General features: G+C 70.2%; 19 protein-coding genes and 1 riboswitch. Of the genes, 17 read left to right on the top strand and 2 right to left on the bottom strand.

Annotated elements, in window-relative coordinates; all coding sequences use genetic code 11:
* Positions 1-106 precede the first annotated feature (106 nt).
* From HNQ61_RS10550 to HNQ61_RS10510, 9 genes are all read left to right on the top strand, one after another.
* The gene (locus HNQ61_RS10550; protein ID WP_170034374.1) at positions 107-1,570 is read left to right on the top strand and encodes an RNB domain-containing ribonuclease; all 1,464 of its coding nucleotides are present in this window, start codon (positions 107-109) and stop codon (positions 1,568-1,570) included.
* A 90-nt stretch (positions 1,571-1,660) separates the two neighbouring features.
* A complete protein-coding gene (locus tag HNQ61_RS10545; RefSeq protein ID WP_170034373.1) occupies positions 1,661-2,890 on the top strand; it encodes a 6-bladed beta-propeller in 1,230 nt (409 codons plus the stop codon).
* A gap of 259 nt (positions 2,891-3,149) precedes the next feature.
* Positions 3,150-4,454, top strand: coding sequence for a 6-bladed beta-propeller (locus HNQ61_RS10540; RefSeq protein WP_170034372.1), 1,305 nt, complete (start codon positions 3,150-3,152; stop codon positions 4,452-4,454).
* Positions 4,455-5,241: 787 nt separating this feature from the next.
* Positions 5,242-5,961 carry an alpha/beta hydrolase-fold protein gene (locus tag HNQ61_RS10535; protein ID WP_170034371.1) on the top strand — a complete coding sequence of 240 codons (720 nt, stop codon included), beginning with the start codon at positions 5,242-5,244 and terminating at the stop codon, positions 5,959-5,961.
* A gap of 148 nt (positions 5,962-6,109) precedes the next feature.
* Positions 6,110-6,328 carry a hypothetical protein gene (locus tag HNQ61_RS10530; protein WP_170034370.1) on the top strand — a complete coding sequence of 73 codons (219 nt, stop codon included), beginning with the start codon at positions 6,110-6,112 and terminating at the stop codon, positions 6,326-6,328.
* 396 nt (positions 6,329-6,724) lie between these two features.
* On the top strand, positions 6,725-7,786 hold the full coding sequence (locus HNQ61_RS10525) for an ATP-grasp domain-containing protein (RefSeq protein ID WP_183685632.1): 1,062 nt from the start codon (positions 6,725-6,727) through the stop codon (positions 7,784-7,786).
* A complete protein-coding gene (locus HNQ61_RS10520) occupies positions 7,783-9,153 on the top strand; it encodes an ATP-grasp domain-containing protein (RefSeq protein WP_205761428.1) in 1,371 nt (456 codons plus the stop codon). Before HNQ61_RS10525 ends, HNQ61_RS10520 begins: the two co-directional genes overlap by 4 nt.
* Positions 9,154-9,372: 219 nt before the next feature.
* Complete coding sequence (locus HNQ61_RS10515) at positions 9,373-10,512, top strand: carboxylate-amine ligase (RefSeq protein ID WP_170034369.1); 1,140 nt, start codon at positions 9,373-9,375, stop codon at positions 10,510-10,512.
* Between the two features lie 600 nt (positions 10,513-11,112).
* Complete coding sequence (locus HNQ61_RS10510) at positions 11,113-12,129, top strand: synaptic vesicle VAT-1 family membrane protein (protein WP_170034368.1); 1,017 nt, start codon at positions 11,113-11,115, stop codon at positions 12,127-12,129.
* 96 nt (positions 12,130-12,225) lie between these two features.
* Here the strand turns inward: HNQ61_RS10510 and HNQ61_RS10505 are convergent, their stop codons facing one another.
* On the bottom strand, positions 12,226-12,483 hold the full coding sequence (locus HNQ61_RS10505) for a hypothetical protein (RefSeq protein ID WP_170034367.1): 258 nt from the start codon (positions 12,481-12,483) through the stop codon (positions 12,226-12,228).
* 216 nt (positions 12,484-12,699) lie between these two features.
* On the opposite strand from HNQ61_RS10505, the gene HNQ61_RS10500 reads away from it, so the two are divergent.
* The 3 genes from HNQ61_RS10500 (at position 12,700) to HNQ61_RS10490 (ending at position 15,942) form a co-directional block, all read left to right on the top strand.
* Entirely contained in the window at positions 12,700-13,479 is a 780-nt protein-coding gene (locus HNQ61_RS10500) for a zinc ribbon domain-containing protein (protein ID WP_170034366.1), read from the top strand.
* 513 nt (positions 13,480-13,992) lie between these two features.
* Positions 13,993-14,739, top strand: a complete 747-nt coding sequence (locus tag HNQ61_RS10495) for an FkbM family methyltransferase (protein ID WP_170034365.1) — start codon at positions 13,993-13,995, stop codon at positions 14,737-14,739.
* A 195-nt stretch (positions 14,740-14,934) separates the two neighbouring features.
* On the top strand, positions 14,935-15,942 hold the full coding sequence (locus tag HNQ61_RS10490; protein WP_170034364.1) for an SMP-30/gluconolactonase/LRE family protein: 1,008 nt from the start codon (positions 14,935-14,937) through the stop codon (positions 15,940-15,942).
* Positions 15,943-16,500: 558 nt separating this feature from the next.
* On the opposite strand, the gene HNQ61_RS10485 is transcribed toward HNQ61_RS10490, so the two are convergent.
* Positions 16,501-17,703, bottom strand: a complete 1,203-nt coding sequence (locus HNQ61_RS10485; protein ID WP_170034363.1) for a PQQ-dependent sugar dehydrogenase — start codon at positions 17,701-17,703, stop codon at positions 16,501-16,503.
* 744 nt (positions 17,704-18,447) lie between these two features.
* Positions 18,448-18,582, top strand: a riboswitch (cobalamin riboswitch).
* A 148-nt stretch (positions 18,583-18,730) separates the two neighbouring features.
* Here HNQ61_RS10485 and HNQ61_RS28280 point away from each other — a divergent pair.
* The 5 genes from HNQ61_RS28280 to HNQ61_RS10465 are packed head-to-tail and all read left to right on the top strand — an operon-like array spanning position 18,731 to position 24,659.
* On the top strand, positions 18,731-19,648 hold the full coding sequence (locus HNQ61_RS28280; RefSeq protein ID WP_205761427.1) for an ABC transporter substrate-binding protein: 918 nt from the start codon (positions 18,731-18,733) through the stop codon (positions 19,646-19,648).
* Positions 19,645-20,628 carry an iron chelate uptake ABC transporter family permease subunit gene (locus HNQ61_RS10480; protein ID WP_205761426.1) on the top strand — a complete coding sequence of 328 codons (984 nt, stop codon included), beginning with the start codon at positions 19,645-19,647 and terminating at the stop codon, positions 20,626-20,628. The genes HNQ61_RS28280 and HNQ61_RS10480 overlap by 4 nt, the downstream gene beginning before the upstream one ends.
* Complete coding sequence (locus tag HNQ61_RS10475; RefSeq protein WP_170034361.1) at positions 20,625-21,467, top strand: ATP-binding cassette domain-containing protein; 843 nt, start codon at positions 20,625-20,627, stop codon at positions 21,465-21,467. The genes HNQ61_RS10480 and HNQ61_RS10475 overlap by 4 nt, the downstream gene beginning before the upstream one ends.
* Entirely contained in the window at positions 21,457-23,589 is a 2,133-nt protein-coding gene (locus HNQ61_RS10470) for a TonB-dependent receptor (RefSeq protein ID WP_170034360.1), read from the top strand. Before HNQ61_RS10475 ends, HNQ61_RS10470 begins: the two co-directional genes overlap by 11 nt.
* A gap of 8 nt (positions 23,590-23,597) precedes the next feature.
* Positions 23,598-24,659, top strand: a complete 1,062-nt coding sequence (locus HNQ61_RS10465) for a YncE family protein (protein WP_170034359.1) — start codon at positions 23,598-23,600, stop codon at positions 24,657-24,659.
* The last annotated feature ends 860 nt before the right edge of the window (positions 24,660-25,519 follow it).

Here is a 25,519-nt window from a genome sequence, read left to right as displayed (position 1 = left end):
GAGCCGGGGCCTTTTCGCGTCCGTGAACGGCGGATGCGTTGCGCGGACGGCGGCACCGCCCGCACCTTGGGCGCGGAGCAGATGATCATCATCCCACGGAGACGCGATGGCGGACGGCGAGCAGAGCACGGTGGAGCAGGCGCTGGACGCGGCGCGCGCGGAGTTCGGCGTGCGCAGCGGCTTTCCGCCGGAGGTGGTCGCCGCCGCGGTGGAGGCGGCGAAGCGTCCCGTCGCGCCGTCCGAAAAGCACGGGGACCGGCGCGACCTGCCGCTGGTGACCGTGGATCCGCCGGGGAGCCGCGACCTGGACCAGGCGGTGTGCATCCAGCGCACGGACGGTGACGGCTTCCGTCTGTTCTACGCGATCGCCGACGTGGGATTCTGGGTGGATCGCGGCGGCGCGGTAGAGCAGGAGGCGTGGAAGCGCGGCGTCACATTCTACACGCCGGACCACCGCGAGCCGCTGTATCCGCCGGAGATCAGCCAGCAGGCCGGCAGCCTGCTGGCGGACGAGGACCGGCCGTGCATCCTCTTCGACTTTACGCTGGATGACAAAGCGGAGGTCACCGGATTCCAGGTCTCGCCCGCCATCGTGCGCAGCCGCGCGCAGCTCACGTACGCGCAGGTGACGGAGCACGTGTGCGAGGGCGAAACGCTCTTCGCATCCGAGGAATGGGCGGGGACGCTGACGGAGATGCGGCGCTTCGGCGAGTTGCGGCGCGCGCAGGAGGCGGCGCGCGGCGGCGTCTCCCTCCCCCTCGTCAGCCAGCACGTGGCGCAGATGACCGCGCAGCGGCTGGGGTACGAGCTGGAATTCGAGCAGCCGGCGCCTTCGGAGGAGTGGAACGAGCAGGTGTCGCTGCTGATCGGGCACCAGGCGGCGGTGGAGATGGTGCGTGGCGGGATCGGAATGCTCCGGGTGATGGGCGGCGCCGATCCCCGCGCGGTGGAAAAGTTCCGCCGCGCGGCGCTGGCGATGGGCTTCGCGTGGCCGGAAGGGATGGCCTACGCGGAGTTCATCCACTCGCTGGACCGCGCACATCCCCGGCTGACGCCGCTGGTGTGGCAGGCGCGACCGGTGATGCGCGGCGCGGACTACGTCGCCTTCAACGGCGAGCCGCCCGCGGACCCCGTGCACCACGCGCTGGCCATGCAGTACGCCCACGCCACCGCGCCGCTCCGCCGCCTGGGCGACCGCTACGTGCTGGACCTGCTCGTGACCCTGGCCGCTGGCGCGCGTCCCTCGGCGGAGGAGGCGGAGACGCTGGCCCGCGTTCCCGCGGTGATGAACGAGGCGGAAACGCGCGAGTCAAAGCTGGAGCGCCGGTCGGTGGACGTGGCGGAGGCGTGGGTGCTGCGCGAGCGCGTCGGCGAGGTGTTTCCCGCCACGTGCCTGGACACGCGCGGCCACGGCGTGGAGGTGCAGATCGACGATCCGCCGGTGCGCGCCGTCGCGCAGCTGGCGGAAGGTGTGACGGCGCCGGAGCCGGGCACTCCCGTCCGCGTGCGCTTGGCCGGCACGGACGTACTGACGGGGCGCACGGAGTTCACCCTGGAGCCGTCCGCCTGACCCGCAATCCCCGGCGCGGGCCGCGGCATCCCCGGCGGGTGCCGCCGGCTCGCCGGGCCGGACCTTTCCATCCCACCCAGTCTCAATCCCATGAAACCGATGATCCGGGTTGCCGCCTCGGTCCTTTCCGCGCTCGTCCTGGCGACCGGGGCGCGGGCACAGGCCCGCGTGATTCCGCTCCCCGCGCGCGACAGGCCGCTGGCCGGGACGCCCGCGCAGGTCTTTTCCGTCGGCCAGGCGGAGGGGAGCGACGAGCAGATGTTCGGCGTGGTGGCCGGCGTGGCGTTCGACGCGCGCGACAACCTGTACGTGCTGGACCGGCAGAGCGCCCGCGTCATGGTGTACGGGCCCACGGGGCGGTTCATCCGGCAGATCGGCGGGAAGGGAGAAGGGCCGGGCGAGTTCTCCCATCCCATGCAGTTCGCCGTGACCCCGGACGGCCGGGTGGTGGTGCACGACGCCGTGCGCGCCGGGTTCATCGTCTTTGGCCCGGACGGCGCCTATCTGCGCGACGTGCCGATGGAGCGGCTCGGCTTCGGCACGGGGGCGGGGTTCGCGTGGCACCCGCGCGGCGGCGTGGTGGGCACGTTCCGCAATCCGGCCTCGCGCGAGGGCAACTTTTCGCGGACGGAAACCTCGGTGCCGCTGCTGTTTCAACCGCTGGCGGGCGGCGCGGCGGTGCGGCTCTTTCGGATCCCGGAGTTCAGCCGGGTGGAGCAGACGGAGCAGAGCAGCGGCAGCGGATCGGTGCGCAACGTGACGCGAACGATGATGATGCAGGGCCCGCCCGTCTTTGCCCCGTCGCCCAGCTTCGGGGTGCTGCCCGGCGGGGAGATGGCCCTCACCTTCACCAACGGCTACACCATCCGCATCCTGAGCCCGGACGGGCAGACCGCGCGCTACCTGCAGCGCCCCATGCGCGCGCGGGTGACCACGGAGGCGGACCGCGAGCGGGCGCGCGACCGTGCCCGCGAGTCCATGCGGCAGCTGAGCGGATCTTCGTCCGGCGGACGGTCCACGGCGCCGAGTTCCGCGTCGGTGGAGGAGTACGTCTCGGGATTGACCTTTGCCGACACGATCGCGGCGGTCCGTGCGCTGCGGACCACGCCGTCGGGGCGCATCTGGGTGCAGCGCACCGCCACGGCGGATGAGCCCGGGCCGCTGGACCTGATCACGGCGCGGGGCGAATACCTGGGGACCACGTCGGCCATGAAGCTGCCCGACGCCGTGAGCGCGAGCGGACTGGCGGCGTTCATCGAGACGGACGAGGATGACGTGGCCCGCGTCGTGGTCCGGCGGCTCCCCGCGGGGTGGCGCTGATCCGGCGGATGGCGATCCGCACGGGAGAAGGCCCGAGCGCGGCGGAAAGTCTCTAGTTTCACGCGGAGGGCGCGGGGGTGAGCGGAGGGGCGCGGGGGAAGTGACGGGTGACGGGCGCGGAGCGATCCGCGCCCCGTTCTCGTTCTGGCGCGGGTGAAGGAGATCGCGGCGACGGTCCACACGCGTGCCGGCACCCGTGGTACAAACCGGCGGATCGGCGGGGGAGACGAGCAACCACCCGGACGGTGGCGGAATCGGAATGGGCGGCGGCGCACCGGATGCGCCGCCGCTCATCACATTTCAGCACACGCGGACGGACATGAGGCACATCGGGATGAGGGGCGCGGCGCCGCTGCTGGCGATTGCGCTGCTGGCGGCGAACGCGGGGGCGCAGGGCCGGGTCGTCACGCTTCCGCGCGAGGACCGCCCGCTCGCCGGTGCCCCCGCGGCCGTCTACACGCTCGGCGCCGCGGAGGGCAGCGAAGAGCAGATGTTTGGCGCGGTCGCCGGCGTGGCGTTCGACGCGGCGGAAAACCTGTACGTGCTGGACCGGCAGAACGCACGGGTGATGGTGTACGGGCCGAACGGACGGTTCCTGCGGCAGATCGGCAGGCGTGGTCAAGGGCCCGGAGAGCTGCTCTCGGCCGCACAGGTGGGTGTAGCGCCGGACGGTACAGTCGTCGTTGCCGACGTGGCCCGCTTCGGGTACGCGTTGTTCCGGCCGGATGGGACATTTGTGCGCAACGTGCTTACCACGCCGTGGATGTCCATGGGATTCGGCGCGCCCCTCGCGCTGCATCGGCAGGGGATTGTGACGCCGGTGCGGCCCGCGCCCGCGGCCACGATGGCCGCTGGCGGTGCAACGGCATCCGACGTTACGCCCCTGATGCTGTTCGGGTTTGCGGGCGGAGAGCCGCGGCGCGTGTTCGGCATCCCCTCTCGCGAAGCAGCGTCAACGTCCAGAGGCTCGGGGTCTTCGGGGTCAAGGATGGCGGTGTTTCTCAGCCAGCCTGTGTTCTCGCCTCGAAACCTGGTTGCGGTGCTGTCCAACGGGCAGATGGCGGTGAGTTTTACCACGGGATACACCATTCGCCTCGTGGGCCTGGATGGGCAGACTACTCACTACCTGCAGCGCCCAATTCGTCCGCGCCTCACGACCGCGGCGGACCGCGAAGCATGGCTGACGGCGGAACGGGCTCGCATTGCGAGTGGGGCCGGAGTGTTCTCCGTGTCAGCCGCGGGCAGGGCCGGCCCGACCGCAGACGAGATTCGGCGACGCCGGGAAGAACTGCTCTCGAGCACCCGTTTCGCTGATACCGTGATGACCCTGCAGGGACTCCTGGCTACGCCGACTGGCCGGCTTTGGGTGGAGCGCACCGGGCCTGTCGCGGGTGAGCCCGGGCCGCTGGATCTGATCACCAGTGATGGACAGTACCTGGGCACGACGACCGCGATGAAGCTGCCCGCCGCCATCAGCCGCGGCGGGCTGGCGGCGTTCATCGAGCGGGATGAGGACGATGTGGAGCACGTCGTCGTGCGGCGGCTGCCGGCGGGATGGCGGTGATGCGCGTCGATACAGCGGACGTCTTCGACTGGACGTCCTGATCAGGATCAAGTGGTGGAAGTACACTTGGCGCGATCGGGGGAGGGATCGAACGCCAAGCAAGTCGAATGAGGCGTGGAGGTGAGTGTTGGTTCCCGCAGCCGAGCGGAGCAAGAACCCTGATACCGGCGGGTACCAAGCGGCGGCGCAGTAGGCGCGCCGCCGCTACTGATGACGCAAACCGGCTAGTACCGTCCCGTGGGGATGTAGACCAGCGCGTACCCCTGATTGTCGTTGTTCCAGCACATCCAGACGAAGTACTCGTGTGGATCTCCCGGTGAGCCGGTCCCAAGGTATGCACAATTGTCATACGGCATCGGAATACTCCGTACTTGCGCTGCGACGCGGCAAGGTGTGACGCCAAGAAATACGCTCAACAGGGCGGCTGTGAAACTGCGCATCGATGTTCTCATGATCGTCCTTTCTTGAAGAGGGTTGGGCTACAATACGGTGTCGACGATAGGTGGCGTCAAGAGTGTTGTTGGTGAGAGGTGAGCGTTGCCGTGTCGGGTTGCTGGCGGGGTGGCGCTGACGGGAATTGATCGATCCCGAACGCGGGTGCGAGGGTGCGGAGGACGGGCGCGGAGTGATCCGCGCCCGTCTGCGTTGATGGGTGTTTCATCCACACGGCTCGCGCCCCTTTTCCCCCGCGCGGAGGGGGCGTACGTTGGCCCGGTGCGAGGCTTGCGGAGCGTGCGCCCGGCCCGCCGCTGTCTCGCCCTGCGCCCCGCACCGGAGATGAGCTTCCGTGAACCGTGAGCACCACCGCTGGCACAGCCCCTCGCTGGGGCGTGAGATGGAACTGCTCGTGTTTGGCCATGCCGGAGCCCGCATGGTGGTCTTTCCCACCTCCATGGGCCGCTTCTACGAGTGGGAAGACCGCGGGATGATGGACACGCTGGGCGAGCAGCTTCGCAACGGGTGGCTGCAGATCATCTGCGTGGACAGTGTGGACGGCGAAAGCTGGTACGCGCGCGGCAAGCATCCGCACGACCGGGCGCAGCGCCAGTTCCAGTACGAGTCGTACATCCTGAACGAAGTGCTGCCCTTTTCGCGCAGCCGCAACGACAACCCGTTCGTCATCGCTACCGGGGCCAGCTTCGGCGCGTACCACGCCGTGACGATGGCGCTGCGGCATCCGCACGCCTTCAACCGGGTGATCGGGCTGAGCGGGATGTACGACATCCGCCAGTTCGCGGCGGGGCACTACGACGAGGCGGTCTACGCCAACAACCCGTCGCACTTCATCAGCGACCTGAGCGACCACGGGCACCTGGAGGCGCTGCGCCGGATGGACATCATCCTGGCGACGGGGCACGACGACAGCTTCGTGGAAAACAACCGCCACCTGAGCCGCATCCTGTGGGACAAGGGCGTGGGCAACGCCCTGCGCATCTGGGACGGCTGGGCGCACGACTGGCCGTACTGGCAGGACATGATCCGGGCGTACGTGAACGGAAGCGATTGAACCGAAGTGCGTGAGTGCGGGGTGCGGGGTGCGTGAGTGCGAGGGAAACAGAAGGAAGTGCTCAGTGCCAAGTGCCCGGTGCTCAGTGCCCGGTACCTGAAGACGCGGATGAGGTGAGGTCGCGATGGCGTTCTGCCGGTTCGGCGCCATGAGCGACGTATACGTCTTTGAGGCGGATGGGGACCAGTTCATCTGCTGCAAATGCGCGCTCCGCGAGAACGGCGATACCGTGACGCCCGATCAGGCCGCGATGGTGGAGCACCTGCTGCGGCACCGCGAGGCGGGGCACCTGGTTCCCGAGGACGCGCTCGATGAACTGCGGGCCGAGGCGGCCGAACTCGGGCGGGCCGGCCGCACGAAAGACTGACGCGGCGGTGAGTTGCCCCTCCCGCCGCATGGGCGGAGGGAGACTCGCGCGGGCGGGATCTTGCGGAGCGCGACGGATCGCGGCGCGAGGCTCCCGGAGCGGGCGGGGAGACCCCGCAGGCGCGGCGCGCGGGGGCCGGCGTGGTGAGACAAGGCCCGTCCGCGCCGAGGAGGCTCGCCGCCCCCGTGCAGGAGACGGATGGGGCGACAGCAGTACCGTTGCCCCGGCCGGCTCCGGAACGGTCCCGCCGCCTCCAGGTTGTCTGCCAACGTCCGGAGCACATGAAGCACGCACGACGCGCCAAAGCAGCCGGCGACGAGCACTGACGCACTGACGCACTGACGCACCCAGCACTAACGCACTTCCCTTTCTCTTTTCTCAACAACGGAGCGGCAGATGACGCTGAAAGTGGGGCTGATCGTAGGGCGCGAGTGGTCGTTTCCGCCGGCCTTCATCGAAGAAGTGAACGGCCGCGACCAGGGCGTGACCGCCGAGTTCGTCACGCTGGGCGCGCCGCGCATGGACGAACCCTGCGACTACGCGGTCATCATCGACCGCATCTCGCACGAGGTGCCGTTCTACCGCACCTACCTCAAGCAGGCCGTGCTGCAGGGCGCCACCGTCGTCAACAACCCGTTCATGTGGACGGCCGACGACAAGTTCTTCGGCGCCGCGCTGGCCACCAACCTCGGCATCGCGCACCCCAAGACCGTGGTGCTCCCCAACAAGGAGTACATTCCCGGCATCGTGCACGACGAGTCGCTGCGCAACCTCAAGTATCCGCTGGACTGGGAAGCCATCGTAGAGCACGTGGGCCTTCCCTGCATCCTCAAGGACGCCCACGGCGGCGGGTGGAAGGACGTCTACGTCTGCCGCACGCTCGAGGAGCTGATTCACCACTACGATACGTCGGGCCTGCTGACGATGATCGTGCAGGAGTTCATTCACTGGGACCACTTCATCCGCTGCATCTGCCTGGGGCAGGAAGAAATCCTTCCCATCAAGTACGATCCGCGGGAACGGAAGTACCACGTGGAGCACGACCACATGAGCGACGCCCTGGGCCGCCGCGTGGTGGACGACTCGCGCAAGCTGGTGCAGGCGCTGGGCTATGACATGAATTCCATGGAATGGGCCGTCAAGGACGGCGTGCCCTACGCCATCGACTTCATGAACCCCGCGCCCGACATGGACGTGTACTCGCTGACCCCGCACTACTTTGAGTGGGTGGTCAAGCACATGGCCGACATGGCCATCAACCTGGCCAAGAACCCGCGCCGGCAGGACCGCGCGCTCAGCTGGGACGGGCTGTTCACCGGCCGCCGCGTGGCGGCGGAAGTCGGCGGCGCGGCCATCCTGGGCACGGGGACGGCGCCGGAGACGATCCGCGGCGCGGCCGATCCGGGCGACGCGCCCGACGCCGTCGTGGACGCCGAGGTGGAGCAGGGCCACTCGTGAGCGACGCCGCGCTGGCCCGCCGGGCCATTCAGGACTGGCACACGCTGCTGGAGGATCATGCGCTCGCGGCGGACAGCGCGGAGCGCATGGAAGCGGAGCACCGGCGCCAGGGGATGTACTTTGGCGACCGGCCGCTCTGCTCGGTGCTGCGCCCGCGGATGATGACCGTGGGCCAGTACGGATGGGTGCGCCGGCGCATCGGCTCGCTCATGGGCGCCTACCGCAAGATCCACGAGCGCGCGTTGGTGGACGCGGAGTTCCGCGGGCAGTTCCGCCTGCTGGACTGGGAAGAAGAGATCGTCCACTTCGATCCCGGCTTCACCTCGCCCTGCCCCACGTCGCGGCTGGACACCTTCTTTTCGTCTGATGACCAGACGCTGAAGGTGACGGAGTACAACGCGGAGACGCCCGCCGGGCCGGCGTACATGGACGTGCTTTCCGAGGCGTTCCTGTCGCTTCCCGTCACCGGCGAGTTTCTGCGGACGCACGTGCTTCATCCCCTCCCCGCGCGGCACGGGGTGATGCACACGCTGCTGCGCGCGTGGCGGGAATTCAGCGGCGGGCGCACGCTGCCGCGCATCGGCATTCTGGACTGGAACGATGTGCCGACCGTCAGCGAGTTCATCTTCTTTCGCGACTACTTCCGCGCGCACGGGCTGGAGTGCGAGATCGCCGATCCGCGCGAGTGCGAGTACCGCGAGGGCAAGCTGATCGCGCCGGGCGGATTCGTCATCGACCTGATCTACAAGCGGGTGCTGATCGATGAACTGCTGCTGCGGATGGGGATGGACAACCCCGTGGCGCGTGCCGTAAAGGACGGCGCGGTGTGCATGGTCAACCCGTTCCGCTGCAAGATCATCTACAAGAAGGCCGGTCTCGCCGTGCTGGCCGACGAGCGCAACGCGGACATGTTCACGGCGGATGAACTGCAGTCCATCCACGCCAGCATTCCGTGGACGCGCGTGGTGGAAGAGCGGCACACCGACTACGAGGGCACGGACATCGACCTGCTGCCCTGGATGTCGCGCAACCGCGAGCACCTGGTGCTGAAGCCCAACGACGACTACGGCGGCCACGGCATCGTGCTCGGCTGGCTGGTGTCGGATGATGAGTGGCAGGCGGCCATCAGGACGGCGCTGGAGCGGCCGCACGTGGTGCAGGAGCGCATCATCCTTCCCGAGGAGCCGTACCCGTCGTGGGTGGATGGCGGCGTGCAGATCACCGACCGCATGCTGGACCTGGCGCCGTACATCAGCGACACCACGTTCGTGGACGGCGGGCTGACGCGCATCGCCACGGACCCGCTGCTGAACGTGACGGCCGGTGGCGGGAGCAGTGTGGCGATGTTCCTGGTGGAGGAGCGGTAGAGGGGCAGGGAATAGGGAATGGGGAATAGGGAATAGGAACGGCCGGGGCTGAGGACGGCCGGGACTGGGGACTTGGGACTGGGCACTGCACCCTTTCAACCCGAGACGGCTCTCGGGCAGAGTAGCGGGCGCGGTCCGTGCAGATTGCGGCGGCAGGAAAATCATCAGATGTCTCGTGCGGACGAACGTCCGCTCCACCACCCTCGGGGATCTCCGCCAATGAAGGCGCCTTCGCTGACGCTCGGCATCGAAGAAGAATACCAGATCATCGACCCCGAAACCCGGGAGCTGCGGTCGTACATTACCGAGCTGCTGGAATCCGACCACATGATCATGGGGGAGATCAAGCCGGAGCTGCACCAGTCCATCGTGGAGGTGGGCACCAACGTCTGCCGCACGCCCCAGGAGGTGCGCACGGAACTGCGGCGCCTGCGCGGGATGGTGATGGGGCTGGCGGCGCGAAAGGACCTCAAGGTGGTGGCGGCGGGCACGCATCCGTTCAGCAGCTGGATGACGCAGGAAATCACGCCGCTGGAACGCTACATCGGCGTCAAGCAGGACATGCAGGACCTCGCCCAGCAGCTGCTGATCTTTGGCACCCACGTGCACGTGGGCATCGAGGATCCGGAGTTTCTGATCGACGCGATGAACGTGTCGCGGTACTTTCTGCCCCACATCCTGTGCCTGTCGTCCAGTTCGCCGTTCTGGATGGGGCGCAACACGGGGCTCAAGAGCTACCGCAGCGTGGTGTTCCGCAACTTTCCGCGCACGGGCGTGCCGCGCATCATGCGCGGGTGGGCGGACTTCAACGAACTGCAGGAAACGCTTGTGGCCACGCGCTGCATTCCCGATGGAAGCAAGATCTACTGGGACCTGCGGCCCCACCACGCGTATCCCACGCTGGAATTCCGCTTTCTGGACGTGTGCACGCGCGTGGAGGAAGCGGTGTGCGTGGGCGCGATTCTGCAGGCCATCATCGCCAAGCTGTGGAAGCTGCGCCGCGACAACATGACGTTCCGCCTGTACCCCTCGGACCTGATCGAGGAGAACAAGTGGCGTTCGGTGCGCTACGGGCTGGACGGCAACCTGATCGACTTCGGCAAGCAGAAGGAAAGCAGCGCCCGCGCGCTGATCCGCGAAATGCTGGAGTGGTTCGTGGATGACGTGGTGGACGATCTGGGGAGCCGCGCCGAGGTGATGTACGCGTTGCGCATCATGGAGGAAGGGTCGAGCGCGGACCGGCAGCTGGCCGTGTACGAGCGCACCGGCGACCTCAAGGACGTGGTGGATCATCTGATCGCCGAGACCGAGGAAGGCGTGACGATCGATCCCAACCCCAGCGTGCAGGTCCGCAACTGAGCGCGGGCCGCCGTCTCTGCTGAACTGCCGTTTCACACGGAGGTCACGGAGGATGCACGGAGGTCACGGAGGAAAAGAGTCGCCCGGCCGGGGTTCATCCGGCCGGGCGGTTTGTGTTGCGGGGGGCGGGGTTCACGGCGGCCCCCACCCGGGCTCGTACTACTCGCCCACCCTCCCCCAAAAAAGACTGGGGGAGGGTTGGGACGCGGCGGTGAGTTCGGTGTGACGGGCGGAGATTGGCCGGTGGGCGGGGTCGGTTGGGCGAATGAATCCGCCGCTCAGACAGCGGGAACCCCCGACTCGTGGCCGCTGTCGCGTCCACGATCGGGGCTTCAACTGCATCGGGGATCGCAGTCGGCGCCGCGATCCGCCACCAGGGTGAGGTCTCCCCCTCTCCCGCTTGCGGGAGAGGGGGCCGGGGGGTGAGGGCTGCCCGCCGCCGCGCCGAACCATCCGGAGCACACGAGATCCGCAGTTCTTCCCTCTCCGCGGGGTTTGAGCGGCGGGTTCACCCGCTCCGATGGCGATACGTACCGATCTTGCAGCGACGGGAATCCACGCGCCATCGCGATCTCAGCCGTTCACCAACAGGGAGCCATCATGCGGCAGGTGTGGATTACCAAGACGGGCGGGCCGGAGGTACTGCAGGTGCGCGAGGCGCCGGACCCGGAGCCCAAACCCGGCGAGGTGCGCATCCGCGTGGCCGCCGCCGGGGTGAACTTCGCGGACGTGCTGGCGCGCATGGGGCTGTACCCCGACGCGCCTCCCCTTCCCGCAGTGGTGGGCTACGAGGTCGCGGGCGTGGTGGACCGCGTGGGCGCCGGCGTGCGCGGCATCCGCGAGGGCGACCGCGTGGGCGCGCTCACCCGCTTCGGCGGATACTCCGACACGGTCTGCGTCACGGAGGCGCAGGCCACGCCGCTGCCGGACCGCCTCTCCTTCGAGGCGGCCGCGGCCATCCCGGTGAACTACCTGACCGCGTGGATCATGCTGGTGCACCTGGGCAACGTGCACGCGGGCGAGCGCGTTCTGGTGCACGCGGCGGCGGGAGGGGTGGGGCAGGCGGCCATCCAGATCTGCCGGTGGCGCGGCGCGGAGGTCATCGGCACTGCGAGCGCCTCCAAGCACGCGCGGCTGCGCGAGGCCGGCGTGGCGCACTGCATCGACTACACGACCCAGGATTTCGAGGCCGAGGTCAAGCGCATCACCGGCGGCAACGGTGTGGACATCGCGCTGGACGCGGTCGGCGGCGAATCGTTCCGCAAGAGCTACCGCTCGCTTGCGCACCTGGGGCGGCTGTACGTGTTCGGGGTCAGCAGCTTCGCGCCGGGAAGGCGGCGCAGCATTCCCGCCGCGCTCAAGGGAATGCTGAGCATCCCGCGCTTTCACCCTATCGCGATGATGAACGCCAACCGCGGTGTGCACGGCGTGAACCTGGGCCACCTGTGGCACCGCGCCGATCTGCTGAAGCAGATGCAGGGCGAGATCATGGCATTGGTGGATGACGGGACGTTCACCCCCGTGGTGGACCAGACCTTTCCCCTGGAACGCGCGGGCGAGGCACACGCGTACCTGCAGGACCGCCGCAACTTCGGCAAGGTGCTGCTCACGCCGTGACGGATTGTGAATGACGGGCCATCGGGGATGATGGATGCCAGAACGGCCGGACCGCACAGTGGCGGTCCGGCCGTCTTGCATCCCTCCGTCGGGCGGTCAGCGGGCCAGAAGGCCCAGCGACTGCATGGTATCCTCCATCATCCCCAGCTCCACGCCGTACATGCGGGCGATGTAGCCGGGCGTCACGCCGTCGTCGCGCAGTTCGCGCAGGCGGTCGGTGGCCAGCCGGCGAAGCAGGCGCGCCTGTTCCACGGCCTGCGGGTCAGGGTCCAGCGGCAGCGCGCGGATCGGGGTTACCGAGGCGGTCTGGCGGTCTTCAGCCAGCGGGAGCGCGGATTCGGCTCCGGTCTTCATGGGGTCCTCCGCCCGGGTGGGCTGGGCTCGTGTGTCGTCTTGCGGTAGCGGATTGCTGGCGTTGCAGAAGGTGTGCCCGGCACCGCCGCCCATTGTAGCAGAGGCAGGCGGATTCGGGGTGTGTGCTGGGGGCATTCCCGCGGGGTTGAGGGAAGTGAGTGCAGCGCATAGATTTGGGCCGCTGATCTCCCCGTTCACCTCCCCGGCCCGGCCTGAATGAGCGAATCCTGTCCGTCCTGCGGCGCGGCTGCGTCCGGACGTTTCTGCCCTGAGTGCGGCGTGGCGCTTGATGCCGCGTGCCGCGAGTGCCAGAACCCGCTTCCCGCAGGGGCGCGCTTCTGCAACGAGTGCGGACTTCCCGTTTCCGCCGTCCCCGTGGCGGCCCGGCGGCGTGGCGCCGCTGCGCTGCCCTGGGCGGTCGCGGGTGTGGCCGTGGCCGCGCTGGCGGGCGTGCTGGTGCTGCGCCAGCCCGCGGACACCGTCGCGCCGGCCGCCCCCGCGGCTCCGTTTGCGCAGGGTGCCGCGCCGGGCGCCGGCGCGGGCGACCCCACCAAGGTGGACCTGGCGAGCATGACGCCCCGCCAGGCCGCCGACCGGCTGTTCGACCGCGTGATGCAGGCCGAGGCCACGGGCGACATGGCGACCGCCAAGCAGTTTGCGCCCATGGGGATTCAGGCGTACGGAATGGTGGAGGCGCCTGATGCCGACGCCCGCTACCACGTGGTGCAGCTGTACCGCGTGCAGGGCGACGCGGCCGAGGCGCGCGCCCAGGCCGACGCGATTCTGGCGGAGTCGCCGACGCACCTGTTCGGGCTGTTCGGCGCGGCGCAGGCGGAAATGGTTCGTGGGGATACGGGGGCGGCGGCCGGGTTCTACCGCCGGTTCCTGGCCGCGTACCAGGACGAGGTCGCCCGCGGGCTTCCGGAGTACCAGGAGCACCAGCAGGGGCTGCCCGCCATGCGCGCCGAGGCGGAAAAGGCGACCACCGCGCGCTGATCCATCACGTGTTGGGTTGATGAGGCCCGCTCCGGATTGCCGGAGCGGGCCTCTGCTTTTGCGTGCTGGACAGGGCGGGGAGAACGGCAGTTCATCGCGTTCCGGATGGAATGGTGCGGCGGCGGGCAGCCCTCACCCCCCGGCCCCCTCTCCCGCAAGCGGGAGAGGGGGAGACCTCACCCTGGTGGCGGATCGCGGCGCCGACTGCGATCGCCGATGCAGTTGAAGCCCCGATCGTGGGCGCGACAGCGGCCACGAGTCGGGGGTTCCCGCTGTTCGAGCGGCGGATTCATTCGCTCAACGAGATCCGCTCACGCGACGATCTCCGCGTCCCGCCTGGATCCATCCGCGGCGCCCCAACCCTCCCCCAGTCTTTTTGGGGGAAGGGTGGGCGAGTAGTACGAGCCCGGGTGGGGGCCGCACTGAAATCCCCGCTTCCGTCCCCATCCGTTGACATCGCGCGGCGGGGGGACCAGCATTCCCGCTCGCCCTCCATCCCCAGCCGCTCCATCCATGCTCCGCTCCGCAGGCCGCCTCGCCAGACACGCCCTCCGCCGCTTCGGCATCGACGTGGCGCGGTACGAGCCCGTTCCGCCGCACCTGCGCCGGCGCGCGCGGCTGCTCTCCCGCTTTGCGCCATCGGTGGTGCTGGACGTGGGCGCCAACTCGGGCATCTACGGGCGCGAACTGCGGGCGTGCGGCTACGCGGGGCGCATCGTCTCGTTCGAGCCGCTCCCCTCCGCGTTCGAGGCGCTGTCCGGCGTGGCCGCGGCAGACGGCGCGTGGGAGGCACACCCCGTCGCGCTGAGCAGCACCGAGGGGGAGCGCACGCTGTTCCGCTCCGGCAATTCGTGGAGCAGTTCGCTTCACGACATGGACGAGCGGCATCTGCGCGTCGCGCCCGATTCGGCGTACGTCGGCGCCGAGGCGGTGAAGACGATCACGCTGGACTCCCTGTTCGGCCGGCTGGTGCGGCCCGGCGAGCGCGCGTGGCTCAAGATCGACACGCAGGGGCACGAGGACGCGGTGCTGGCCGGAGCCGCTGCCTCGCTTCCGCGCATCGAGACGGTGGAGATCGAGATGTCGCTGCTGCCGCTGTACGCCGGGCAGGTTCTGTTTCCCGAGCTGTACGCGTGGCTGACGGACGCCGGGTTCACCTGCCTGGATCTGCAGCCCAATCTGCTCGATCCGCAATCGGAGGAACTGCTGGCGGTGGATGGCATCTTTCGCCGCGCGGACGGCGGAACGCGGGCCGGCTGAGGTTCGCGCGGGCGATCATCCCACGATTGCGGTCGTTTGATCTCGGTCATTCAGGGTGTGGCGCACATCCGATCCGCGCGGATCGGGCGGCTTCTGGACGGGGATCGCACGCGGGATGGGGTCGGTTCCGGGTGCAGCCGTGGTGGTTCGCGACTTGCCCGAGCGCGGGGCCAACCCTGACCCGGACGAGAACCGATGTTTCAGCGAATTGCCTCGTGGACGCTTGTGGCGGCGGTGGCCGCCGGCTGTTCGCACGCCGCGCCGCCTCCGCCGCCCATGCCCTCCGCGGGCGGCCCGTCGTGGCCCGTCGCGCCGGCGCGTCTGACGCTGGCGCCCACCGCCACGCTGGACCCCGCGCTGGTGCCGCCGCTTCCGCACACGCGGATGGAGGCGCACGCGCAGGGGTTCGCCATCCCGGAATCCGTCATCCACGATCCGGAGCAGGACATCTACTTTGTTTCCAACATCAACGGCCGCAACGCCGATCGCGACAACAACGGCTTTCTGAGCCGCATGCGGCCGGACGGCACGGTGGAGACGCGCGAGTGGGTGGCCGGTGGCCGCAACGGTGTGACGCTGAACGCGCCCAAGGGGATGGCGATCGTGGGCGACACGCTGTGGGTGGCGGACATCGACGCGGTGCGCGGCTTTGACCGGCGCACGGGGGCCGCGCTGGCCACCATCGACCTGCGCGCGCAAGGCGCCGTGTTCCTGAACGACCTGGCCGAGGGGCCGGACGGCGTGTACGCCACCGACACCGGAACGCGCTACGACGAGCGCGGCGTACCCATTCCCGACGGCGGCCGCATTTACCGGCTGGCGGGCGGCGCGGCTTCGGTGGTGACGGCGGACCCGCTGATGCAGGGACCCAACGGGATCGCATACGACCGCCGGAACCGGCGGATGATCGTGGTATCGTACGGCGGCACGCGCATTCTGTCGCTCCAGAACGGCGTGGTGCGGCAGGTGGCGACGGGGCCGGGGCAGTTTGACGGCGTGGCGGTGCTGGATGACGGCACCATCCTCGTTTCCAGCCAGGCGACGAGCGCCATCCACCGCTACGACGATGATGGCGATGGCGGCGCCAAGGCCATCGACAACATCATGGGCGTGGGCGACATCTCGGTGGATGCGCGGCGCGGGCGCCTGCTGCTGGCGCGCCTGAACCAGAACCGCGTGGAAGCGCACCTGCTGCCGCGGTAAGGTTCGCCAGCGGTTGATGGTCGGAGGAGCATGGAGATGAGGCCGGCGGAACGCGAGTTCCGCCGGTTTTTTCGTCGGGGCGGCGGGCTCCACGGGCGGCCCCCACCCGGGCTCGTACTACTCGCCCACCCTCCCCCGCGAGAGCGAATGAATCCGCCGCTCAAACCGCGGGAACCCCCGACACGGAGCCCACAGGCGCCGTTCGGGGCTTCAACTGCATGCGGCGATTCGACATACCAGCAGGGCGGTCACAGTCCGCGCAGGCGGACATCGTGTTCGAGGCGGTTTCAACCGCCGGGCGAAGATCCGCGATCCACGCGAAAGTATCCACCGCGCCGATCTGGGGTGTGCTCCCTCTCCCACATCCGTTCGTGGGAGAGGGTCGTCGTGCGCAGCACGCGGGGTGAGGGCCACAGCCGGCGGACGGGCACCGCACCGTCCGCCGCACCGAATCCCGGCCCCGAATCCCCTTCCCCGCCCCGGCGGAAGGCCGGAAACAGAAACGCTCCCCATCCTCGGCATCGAGGGCGGGGAGCGTTCGCGTCTGGCGGAAAAAGATCAGCGCGCGCCCGTGTACGAGACGCGGTAGATCACACCGTAGTCGTCATCCGTAAAAAGCAGCGATCCGTCTCGCGCCACCGCCAGGCCGGCGATGCGCGCGGTGTAGTGTCGTCCATCCGCCGTCAGAAAACGGGTGGCGAAGTCCTCGATGGCGGCCGGCTGGCCATTCTGAAAGCGGATGCGCACCAGCTTGTAGCCGCTGAACTCGCGCCGGTTCCACGAGCCGCGCAGCGTGGCGAACGCGTCGCCCCGGTACTCCGCGGGGAACTGCGTGCCCGTGTAGAACTTCATCTGGATGGGCGAGCTGTGCGCCGTGTAGGTGAGCACCGGCGCCGCCGTGCGCGGGCAGAGCTCCTCCTTGCGGCTCCCCATGGGTTCCGTGGCCAGATAGTCGTCGGGGACGCGGTTGGCGTAGCAGTGCGGCCAGCCGTAGTCCGTGGCCACCTGAATACGGTTGATTTCGTCCGGGGGGCTGTCGTCGCCGCGCCAGTCGCTGCCCATGTCCGAGCCCCACATCTCGCGCGTCTGGGGATGGAAGCCGAATCCCACGGTGTTGCGCAGGCCGCGCGCAAACACGCCGCGCTCCGTTCCGTCCGGCCTGGCACGGACGATGGTGGCGTGCTCCTGGTTGGTCTCGTTGCACGCGTTGCAGGAGCTGCCGATGGAGATGTACATCATCCCGTCCGGCCCGAACTCGATGGTACGGTTGGGGTGCTGGCCGCCGTCGGGAAGGTCGTTGATGATGACCTTCATGGGCTCCAGCGTCCCGTCGGCGCGGATGTCGGCGGACTGCACCTCGCGCACGGAGGCCACGTACAGCTTGCCGCCGTGCAGCGCCAGGCCATGCGCCATGAGAATGTCGCGCGCCACCTGGCGGCGCTCGTCGGCGCGGCCGTCGCCGTCGCGGTCGCGCAGCATCCACACGTCGCTGCTGTCCCGGCGGCTGACGTACACCGTGCCGTCTTCCGCCACCGCCAGCATGCGCGGGTTGCCGACGTTGGCGGCGAACACGTTCACCGTGAAGCCGGCTGGCACGCGCAGTCCGCGCGCGATCTCGTCGGGGTTGATCCGCGGCAGGCGGCCGGGCGTGTTGCGCACCCCGGACATCTCCACCTGCTTGGCCGGCGTGTTGTTCTGGGCCTGCGCGCCGGTCGCCGCGACCAGTGCGGCAAGGGAGCCCAGCAGGATGTTGCGTTTCATGGATGTGCGGGCCGGGGTTGCGCGGTGCCGGCATGCGCGGGCGGTGGCGCGGACCGTATGAGGTCGCGCCTTCACGCACAGGAGTGCCGGTCGATGTGTTTTCCGGAGCGCGGCGCAACGCAGAAACCATGCACGGCGGCGTGCAGCGGAACGGGCCAGCGCCTGCGGTGATGGCGGGTTTGCAGAGGATGGTGGATGGTGTGAGGTGCGGATCTGCGCTGGACGCCGGGACCACGGCACACGATGCCGTCGCGGGCCCTCACCCCGCGCGCTGCGCGCGACGACCCTCTCCCACGAACAGATGTGGGAGAGGGAGCACACCCCAGCCCGGCGCGGAAGAGAGATCGGATGGTGCGGCGGGGTTCTGTCCGGCGGTTGAAACCGCGCCTCGAAACACACGAAGTCCGCCTCCGCGGCCTGTGGCCGCCCGGCTGGTATGTGGAATCGCGGCATGCAGTTGAAGCCCCGAACGGCGCCTGTGGGCGACGTGTCGGGCTTCCCGCTGTGTGAGCGGCGGATTTATCCGCTCTCGCGGGGGAGGGGTGGGCGAGTAGTACGAGCCCGGGTGGGGGTCACCGGCGACCCCCCGCCCGTGCCGGATCACGATCCGCACGGATGGTGGCGGGAAGGAGGATGGACGAAGCCTGTGCATCTCCCTGCGCGGCCGCACGTTGGCGCCGCAACACTTTACATCCCGTGCACGCGGGACTAGCTTCCCCCGCACATAAGCACGGAGGGCCTCACGGAAGCCGGTGAAAATCCGGCGCGGCCCCGCCACTGTAAGAGGCCCGGCAACCCATCGCCGGCCCGGCCCCGCTCACACGCGCCACTGGGTTCACCCCCGGGAAGGCGAGCGGGGACCGCCTCGAGCCAGGAGACGCGGCCCTCTCTGCTCCCGCACATGCAAACCCCTCGCGGGAGGGGAGCGGGGTCCGCGTATCCGCCGGCCGGGGCACATCCGTGTGCACCCTTCCGGCGCCGTCCGCGCCCGTTCCTCCCGCGATTCGCTTCGGGAAGGACGGGCGTTTTGTCGTTCATCCACCGGTTCGCCCCGGTCCTGCTCCTCGTCCTTGCCGCCGCGTGCGGGAATGAGGATCGCGCCGCGCCCGCCGCCGCGCCGTCCGCCATCGCCGTGGTGGACGACGCGGGCGACACGGTGCGCCTTGCCGCGCCCGCCCGCCGCATCGTCTCGCTCGCGCCGAACGCGACGGAAACGCTGGTGGCCATCGGCGCGCTGGGGCACCTGGCCGGCCGCTCGGACTACGACGTGGACGTGGGCGTGGACTCCGTTCCGTCCGTGGGCGGCGCGCTGGACCCCAGCCTGGAGCGGCTGATCGCGCTGCGGCCGGACCTGGTGATCGGGTGGAACTCGGCCGGGCCCAACCCCACGCGCGACCGCATGCGCGAGATGGGCATTCCCTTCTTTGCCGTGCGCACGACGGACACGGCGGACGTGTACCGCATCATCGGCGCGATGGGCCAGGTGACGGGACGCGCGGCGGCGGCGGATTCCGTGCGTGCCTCCGTCCGCGCGCAGATCGACGAAGTGCACCGTTCCGTCGCCGGCCTGCCGGTGCGCTCCGCCTTTTTCGTCATCGGCGACGAGCCGCTGATGACGGCGGGGCCCGGGACCTTTACGTACGAGCTGCTGGAAGCCGCGGGCGGGCGCAGCATCTTTCCCGACGCCACCGGCCAGCCGCAGTACGTGTCGATGGAGGAACTGGTGAAGCGCCAGCCGGAGATCGTCCTCCTCCCGGTCGACGGTGACGGGCCGGCCAGGGTGCGCGAACTGTCCGCGCGCCCGGGATGGCGGGATCTGAACGCGTTCCGCACCGGCGCCGTGCGCACGCTTCCGGTGATGGAGGTCAACCGCATGGGGCCGGGAATCGCCGTCACCGCGCGCATGTTCCGCGACGCCCTGCATCCGGAGCTGGCGGGAAAGTGAAGCCCGCCCTTCGCCTCGCCGTGCTGGCCGCGCTGCTCGCGTGCGCGCTGCTGCTGAGCGTGCGCCTGGGCGCGGTGCGGCTGGGCGTGGACGAGGTGGTGGGCGCGCTGCGCGGCACGGGCGACCCCACCACCATCGCCATCGTGCGGCGGCTGCGGGTGCCGCGCTCCGTGCTCGCGGCGCTGGTGGGCGCGGGGCTGGCGGCCAGCGGGGCGACGTTCCAGGCGCTGCTGCGCAATCCGCTGGCGGAGCCGTACGTGCTGGGCGTGTCCGGCGGCGCGGCGGTGGGCGCGGTGTTCGCCATCGTCCTGGGCGCGTCGGCGGCGAGCGGAACGGTGGCGCTGGCGGCGTTCGGCGGCGCGGTGATCGCCATCCTCCTGGTCCTGCGGCTGGCGGCGTCCATCGGGCGAACGCTGGATACGCGCATCCTCCTGCTTTCCGGCGTGGTGGTGGGCGCGTTCTTCAACGCCTGCATCCTGCTGGCCCTCACCTTCGCCGACACGGAGTCGTTCCGCGCCGCGCTGTTCTGGATGATGGGGAGCTTTGGCGGCGCCACGTGGCGGGAAATCGGCCTCCTTGCCCTCGCCGGCGGCCCGGCGCTGCTGATCCTGATCGGCCTGGCGCGGCCGCTGAACCTGCTGGCCGTCGGGGAGGAAACGGCGGCCTACCTGGGCGTGCGCACGGAGCGGGTGAAGGTGATCGCGTACGGCGCGGCTTCGCTGTTGACGGCGGCTTCGGTGAGTGTGAGCGGGGTGATCGGCTTCGTGGGGCTCATCATCCCCCACGTGGTGCGGACGATGTGGGGCGGCGACCACCGCTTTCTCCTCCCCGCGTCCATCCTGCTCGGCGCCACGTTCCTCGTCCTGGCGGACGTGGTGGCGCGCACGGCCACCGCGCCCACGGAGCTGCCCATCGGCGTCATCACCGCCTTCATCGGCGCGCCGTTCTTTCTGTGGATTCTGCGCAGGAGGCCGGCGTGAGCGGGTGGAACTGCGAGGGCGTCACCTATCGCTATCCCGAGGCGGACCGGCCGGCGCTGCGCGATCTTTCCGTCCACATCCCCGCGGACGCCTGCACGGCGGTGCTGGGGCCGAACGGGTCGGGAAAGAGCACGCTGCTGCGCATCCTGCTGGGCATCCACCGTCCCTCCGCCGGCGAGGTGACGTTCGGCGGGCGGCCGGTGGCGGCGTGGGGGCGCGAGGCGATGGCGCGCGAAGTCGGCGTCGTGCCGCAGGGCGAAGAGGCGGCGTTCCCGCTTTCCGTCCGCGAACTCGTGGCGATGGGCCGCTACCCGCACCTGGGCGCGTGGCGGCGGGAAGGGGATGCCGATCGACGCGCGGTGGAAGAGGCGATGCGCCGCTGCGACGTATCCTCCCTCGCCGCGCGTCCCGTGTCGACGCTGTCGGGAGGGGAGCGGCAGCGGGCGCGGGTGGCGCGCGCGCTGGCGCAGGAGGCGCCCACGCTGGCGCTGGACGAGCCCACCGCCGCGCTCGACATCGCCCACGAGATGGCGATCTTTGAACTGCTGCGCGACCTGGGGCACGGCGGACGGACGGTTCTGCTCGTCACCCACAACCTGAACCTGGCCGCGCGCTACGCCGACCACCTCATCCTGCTGGCGGACGGGCAGCTGGCCGCGTCCGGGCCGCCGGCGCAGGTGCTGACGCGCGCCACGGTGGAGCGCGTGTACGGCTGGCCGGTGGAAATCGCCGCGCACCCCGGCCCCGGGCCGGACACCGGCGCGCCCCAGGTGGTCGCGCTCGCGGGCGAGCAGTGCGTGCGGATGGAGCACGGCGCGGAGCGGGTGGATGCGGCGTAGCTGGCTGCTTCTGATCGGGATGATGGTCATCGTCCCCCTCCGCCTGAGCGCCCAGCGGCCGGGCGAGGTGGCGGGAACGGTGACGGAGCGCGGCGGCGACCCCGTCGACCGGGCGATCGTGGAGATCGTGGAACTGGGGTTGCGGACATCGACCGACGCGGCGGGGCGTTTTCGCCTGCGCGGCGTGGATCCGGGCCCGCAACGGCTGCGCGTCACGCGGACGGGATACGTGCCGTCCAGCGCGGAGGTGGAGGCGCGCAACGGCGGGGAGGTGTGGATCGCCATCACCCTGGCCCCCGCGCCGGTGCGGCTGCAGACGGTGCGCGCCACGGCGGCCGCGGCCGACCCGCTGGCGGACGGAACGCGCATCGGGCGCGCGGAGATCCAGACGTCCGGCGCCCGCAGCGCGGCGGAAATCGTGGAGCGCGTGCCCGGCGTGGTGGTCCGCGGCACCGGCGCGACCGGCGCGCGGACGGTGAGCATCCGCGGCAGCGGCGCCGACGCGGTGCTGGTGCTGGTGGACGGCGTGGCGCTCAACGATCCGGTGACGGGCGAAGCGGACCTCAGCGGCATCCCCGCGCAGTCCATCGAAAGCGTGACCGTGCTCCCCGGCGCCCGCTCGGCGCGCTACGGGCCGCGGGCGGAGGGCGGCGTGGTCCTCATCCAGACGCGGACGGGCGAAACGTCGCGCGCGGTGGAGCTTGCCGCGGGGACGCTGGGGGAACGCGGTGTCCGCGCGGAGTGGGGTGAAACGTTGGGGAGGTGGTCGGTGCAGGCGGGCGGCGGCGCGCGGGAAATGTCCGGCCGCTTCGACTACGCGCGCGACGTGAACGATCCCACCGTCGTCCGGCGGACCAACGCGGACCTGGGGGAGGCCAGCCTGTTCGGCGCGGCGGGCGGGCGCGTGGCCGGCGGCGACCTGCGGCTGCGCGGCGGATGGGAGTGGCTGGACCGCGGGCTGCCCGGCGTGGGGCACACGCCCTCGCTGCACGCGCGGGAAGAGATGTCGCGCGGGCGCGCCTCCGCCGCGTGGAGCCGCGGACCGACGCAGGCCGTGCTTTCCGCAGCCGTGCAGCGCATTCACTTCGCGGACCCGGCGCCCCCGTTCGGCATCCCGTATGACGACACCACGCGGGCGCGCACGCTCAACGCGCGGGTGGAATCGTCGCGAACGGTCCGCGGCGGGCCGGTGCGCGTGTGGGGCGGCGGGGCGGAGGGGCAGCTGCAGCGCATCACCGCGCCGCTTTCGGACGAGGCGCCGCGGACGCTGGCGGGGCTGGGCGTGTTCGGGCATGCGGGGACGGACCTGCGGCTGCTGGGCCGGCCGGCCACGGTGGAGGCGGAGGGGCGCGTGGACCGCGACGGGGTGACCGGCGGATGGTACGGCAGCCGCGGGCTGACGCTGGCGGTGGACCTGTCCGCCGTGCGCGTGCACCTGGCCAACCGCAGCGCCTTCAGCCCGCCCTCGCTGGGCGACCAGTTCTTTCGCGACGGCGTGGGGATCGTGCCCAACCCGGAGCTGCGCGCGGAGCGGGTGCCCAACGAGTGGGAGGGCGGCGCCACCGCGGCGGGAGAGATCAACGGAGTGCGGGTGAGCGGGTCCGCCGCCGCGTACGACAGCGACGTGCGCGGCATGATCGTGTGGATGCGGCGCTTCAACGAGCGCTGGTCGCCCGCCAACGTGAACGCGCACCGGCGCGGCGCCGAGGCGCGCGGCGAGGCCGCGCGTGGCGCATTGCGGGTGAGCGCGTCGTATGCACTGGCGCGCATCACCTACGACCGCGAGACGGACGAAGACGTGCAGGTGGTCTACCGCCCGCGGCACACGGCGCTGATGGGCGCGGCGTGGGCACCGGGAGCGTGGCGGGTGGAAGCGCGCGCCCGCTACACCGGCACCCGCAACTCGTCGCCCACGGACGCCAACGCCATCCCGGGCTACTGGACGACGGAGTTCTCCGCCGGGCGTGACTGGCGGATGCGGCGGTGGACCGCGGGCACCCTGCTGGACGTGGACCGCGCCCTGGACGAGCGGGGCGCGCTGATCGCCGGATTTCCCGAACCCGGACGCCGGGTTCGCTTCACCGTGCGCCTGTCGCGCGCGGGTTCTCTTCCCCCGATGTAAAGACGACCATGCAGAATCGATTCGTTCGCAGGCTCTTCACCTTTGCCGCCCTTGCCGGGCTCACCGGCGCGGCCGCGTGCCTGGACGACGACAGCCCCAACCTGCCGCAGATCCAGGAGCGCCTGGTGGTGGTGGTCAACAGCATCGACCGCACCCTGTCGCTCGTTCCGCGCGACGGCGACGCGGGCGTGGCCATCCGCACCGTTGGATTGGGCGCGCAGGGCACGCCGGTGGACGTGGCCGTGCTGGGCACCACCGCCGTGGTTCCCATGGGCACCTATCCGTTCGCGGCCGTGGTGGACCTGCGCACGGGGACGGTGCGCCACAACGTGCCCCTTCCCGCCAACTCGGGCGCGACCGGCGTGGCGTTCCTGAACGACACGCTGGCCATGGTGGCCAACCCGGGGCGCAACACCGTTTCCACCGTCCGCACGGTGAGCGGCACCGCCGGGCCGGAGATCGCGGTGGGCACCTATCCGTCGGCCATCACGGTGGCGCAGAACCAGGTGTTCATTCTCAACTCCAACCTGGTCAACTTCAACCCGGCGGGCCCGGGAAGCATCACGGTGCTCAACAGCAACCTGGTGGTCACCAAGACCATTCCGCTCACGGGCGTGAACCCGGTGGCGGCGGTTGCCATCGGCACCCGGCTGTACGTGCTGAACTCGGGAAGCTACTCCACGCCCAGCGGATCGCTTTCCGTCATCGACATGACCTCGCTGACGGAAGTGGAGCACCGCACCGGCTTTGGCGCCGCGCCCACGGCGCTGGAAGTGGGCCCCGGCCCGGTGCTGTTCGTGGGCGGGTACGGGCTGGGCGTGTTCGCGTACGATCCGTTCTCCAACACCTTTCCCATCTCGCAGGCCGGCGCCATCAAGCCGGGCGGCAGCACGGCGATCGCGGACGTGGAGTTTGATCCGGAAGGCCGCCTGCTCATCAGCGACTACGGCAGCTGCACGGACCGCGGGTTCCTGTACCGGCTCACGGGGCCGAGCACGCTGGACCGCACCGTCCGCACGGGAATCTGCCCGGTGGGGATGGCGTTCGCGGACATCTTTGAAGAAGACTGATCCTGTTGGGGGGTTGCGTCTTCTGCACCCGGGCACTGAGCACCGGGCACTGAGCACTGCTGTTCAAGCACTGACGCACTCACGCACCCAGCACTCACGCACTGCGGTTCTGTGCGTGTCCCCGCTGCGCGGGGCCGGGCTTCGCGCGCCGTAGGCAACGATACAGCTGTTGCCAACGGCGCCGAGCCCCCGGTTCGCGCCACGGTCGGGTTCGCGAAGCGGAGATGAAGCACGCGCGAACCGGGTTCTCGGCCCTCCGGGCGCGAATCCCTCACGCGTCGTCGCCACCCTCGCGGTGCTTCTTCCGCCCCGATGAAAAGAACCGGCCCGGCGCTTCGCGCCCGGGCCGGTTCTGCGTTCCGTCCTCCCGCCACCCGCCGCGGCGAGCGTCTGCACGTCGCCTTGGCGGCGGCAAGTCTCTTTGCCAGGCGCTTCCGCCGCCCCGCCGCCCCGCCGCATCCCTGCGTCCCTGCGTCCCCGCGTCCCGACTTCGCGCTCTCAACCCGCTCCGCATGCCGAGCGCGCCCAACGGGCGTCATCCTGAGAGAGCGTGCGCCGCCCCTTCCGCCACGCCGAGCCCATGCGCGACCGAAGGATCTACCATCCCGCCGAGCCAACGTCGCGACACGCACGCCCGTTCTCGCGGGGAGAGCAGATCCTCCGCCGGCGCCGGAGTGTGGATGGAGGCAGGTGCCTTCGCCGCCTCCTCAGGATGATATGTTGTTGTGGGGATTCCAGTTACCACGCCCACGCCCAGCCATGTCATCCTGAGGGAGCGTGCGCCGCCCCCTCCGCCACGCCGAGCCCATGCGCGACCGAAGGATCTACCATCCGCCGAGCCAACGTCGCGACACGCACGC

This window comes from Longimicrobium terrae (assembly GCF_014202995.1).
Taxonomy (GTDB): Bacteria; Gemmatimonadota; Gemmatimonadetes; order Longimicrobiales; family Longimicrobiaceae; genus Longimicrobium; species Longimicrobium terrae.
This window is presented reverse-complemented; position numbering and strand designations above follow the sequence as displayed.

Bases quoted from the DNA above. Each gene is read 5' to 3' on its own strand.
- HNQ61_RS10465 (WP_170034359.1), top strand. From the start codon at position 23,598: ATGCAGAATCGATTCGTTCGCAGGCTCTTCACCTTTGCCGCCCTTGCC.
- HNQ61_RS10515 (WP_170034369.1), top strand. From the start codon at position 9,373: ATGAAGGCGCCTTCGCTGACGCTCGGCATCGAAGAAGAATACCAGATC.
- HNQ61_RS10510 (WP_170034368.1), top strand. From the start codon at position 11,113: ATGCGGCAGGTGTGGATTACCAAGACGGGCGGGCCGGAGGTACTGCAG.
- HNQ61_RS10525 (WP_183685632.1), top strand. From the start codon at position 6,725: ATGACGCTGAAAGTGGGGCTGATCGTAGGGCGCGAGTGGTCGTTTCCG.
- HNQ61_RS10470 (WP_170034360.1), top strand. From the start codon at position 21,457: ATGCGGCGTAGCTGGCTGCTTCTGATCGGGATGATGGTCATCGTCCCC.
- HNQ61_RS10540 (WP_170034372.1), top strand. From the start codon at position 3,150: ATGGGCGGCGGCGCACCGGATGCGCCGCCGCTCATCACATTTCAGCAC.
- HNQ61_RS10530 (WP_170034370.1), top strand. From the start codon at position 6,110: ATGAGCGACGTATACGTCTTTGAGGCGGATGGGGACCAGTTCATCTGC.
- HNQ61_RS10495 (WP_170034365.1), top strand. From the start codon at position 13,993: ATGCTCCGCTCCGCAGGCCGCCTCGCCAGACACGCCCTCCGCCGCTTC.
- HNQ61_RS10550 (WP_170034374.1), top strand. From the start codon at position 107: ATGGCGGACGGCGAGCAGAGCACGGTGGAGCAGGCGCTGGACGCGGCG.
- HNQ61_RS10490 (WP_170034364.1), top strand. From the start codon at position 14,935: ATGTTTCAGCGAATTGCCTCGTGGACGCTTGTGGCGGCGGTGGCCGCC.
- HNQ61_RS10505 (WP_170034367.1), bottom strand. From the start codon at position 12,483: ATGAAGACCGGAGCCGAATCCGCGCTCCCGCTGGCTGAAGACCGCCAG.
- HNQ61_RS10545 (WP_170034373.1), top strand. From the start codon at position 1,661: ATGAAACCGATGATCCGGGTTGCCGCCTCGGTCCTTTCCGCGCTCGTC.
- HNQ61_RS10500 (WP_170034366.1), top strand. From the start codon at position 12,700: ATGAGCGAATCCTGTCCGTCCTGCGGCGCGGCTGCGTCCGGACGTTTC.
- HNQ61_RS10485 (WP_170034363.1), bottom strand. From the start codon at position 17,703: ATGAAACGCAACATCCTGCTGGGCTCCCTTGCCGCACTGGTCGCGGCG.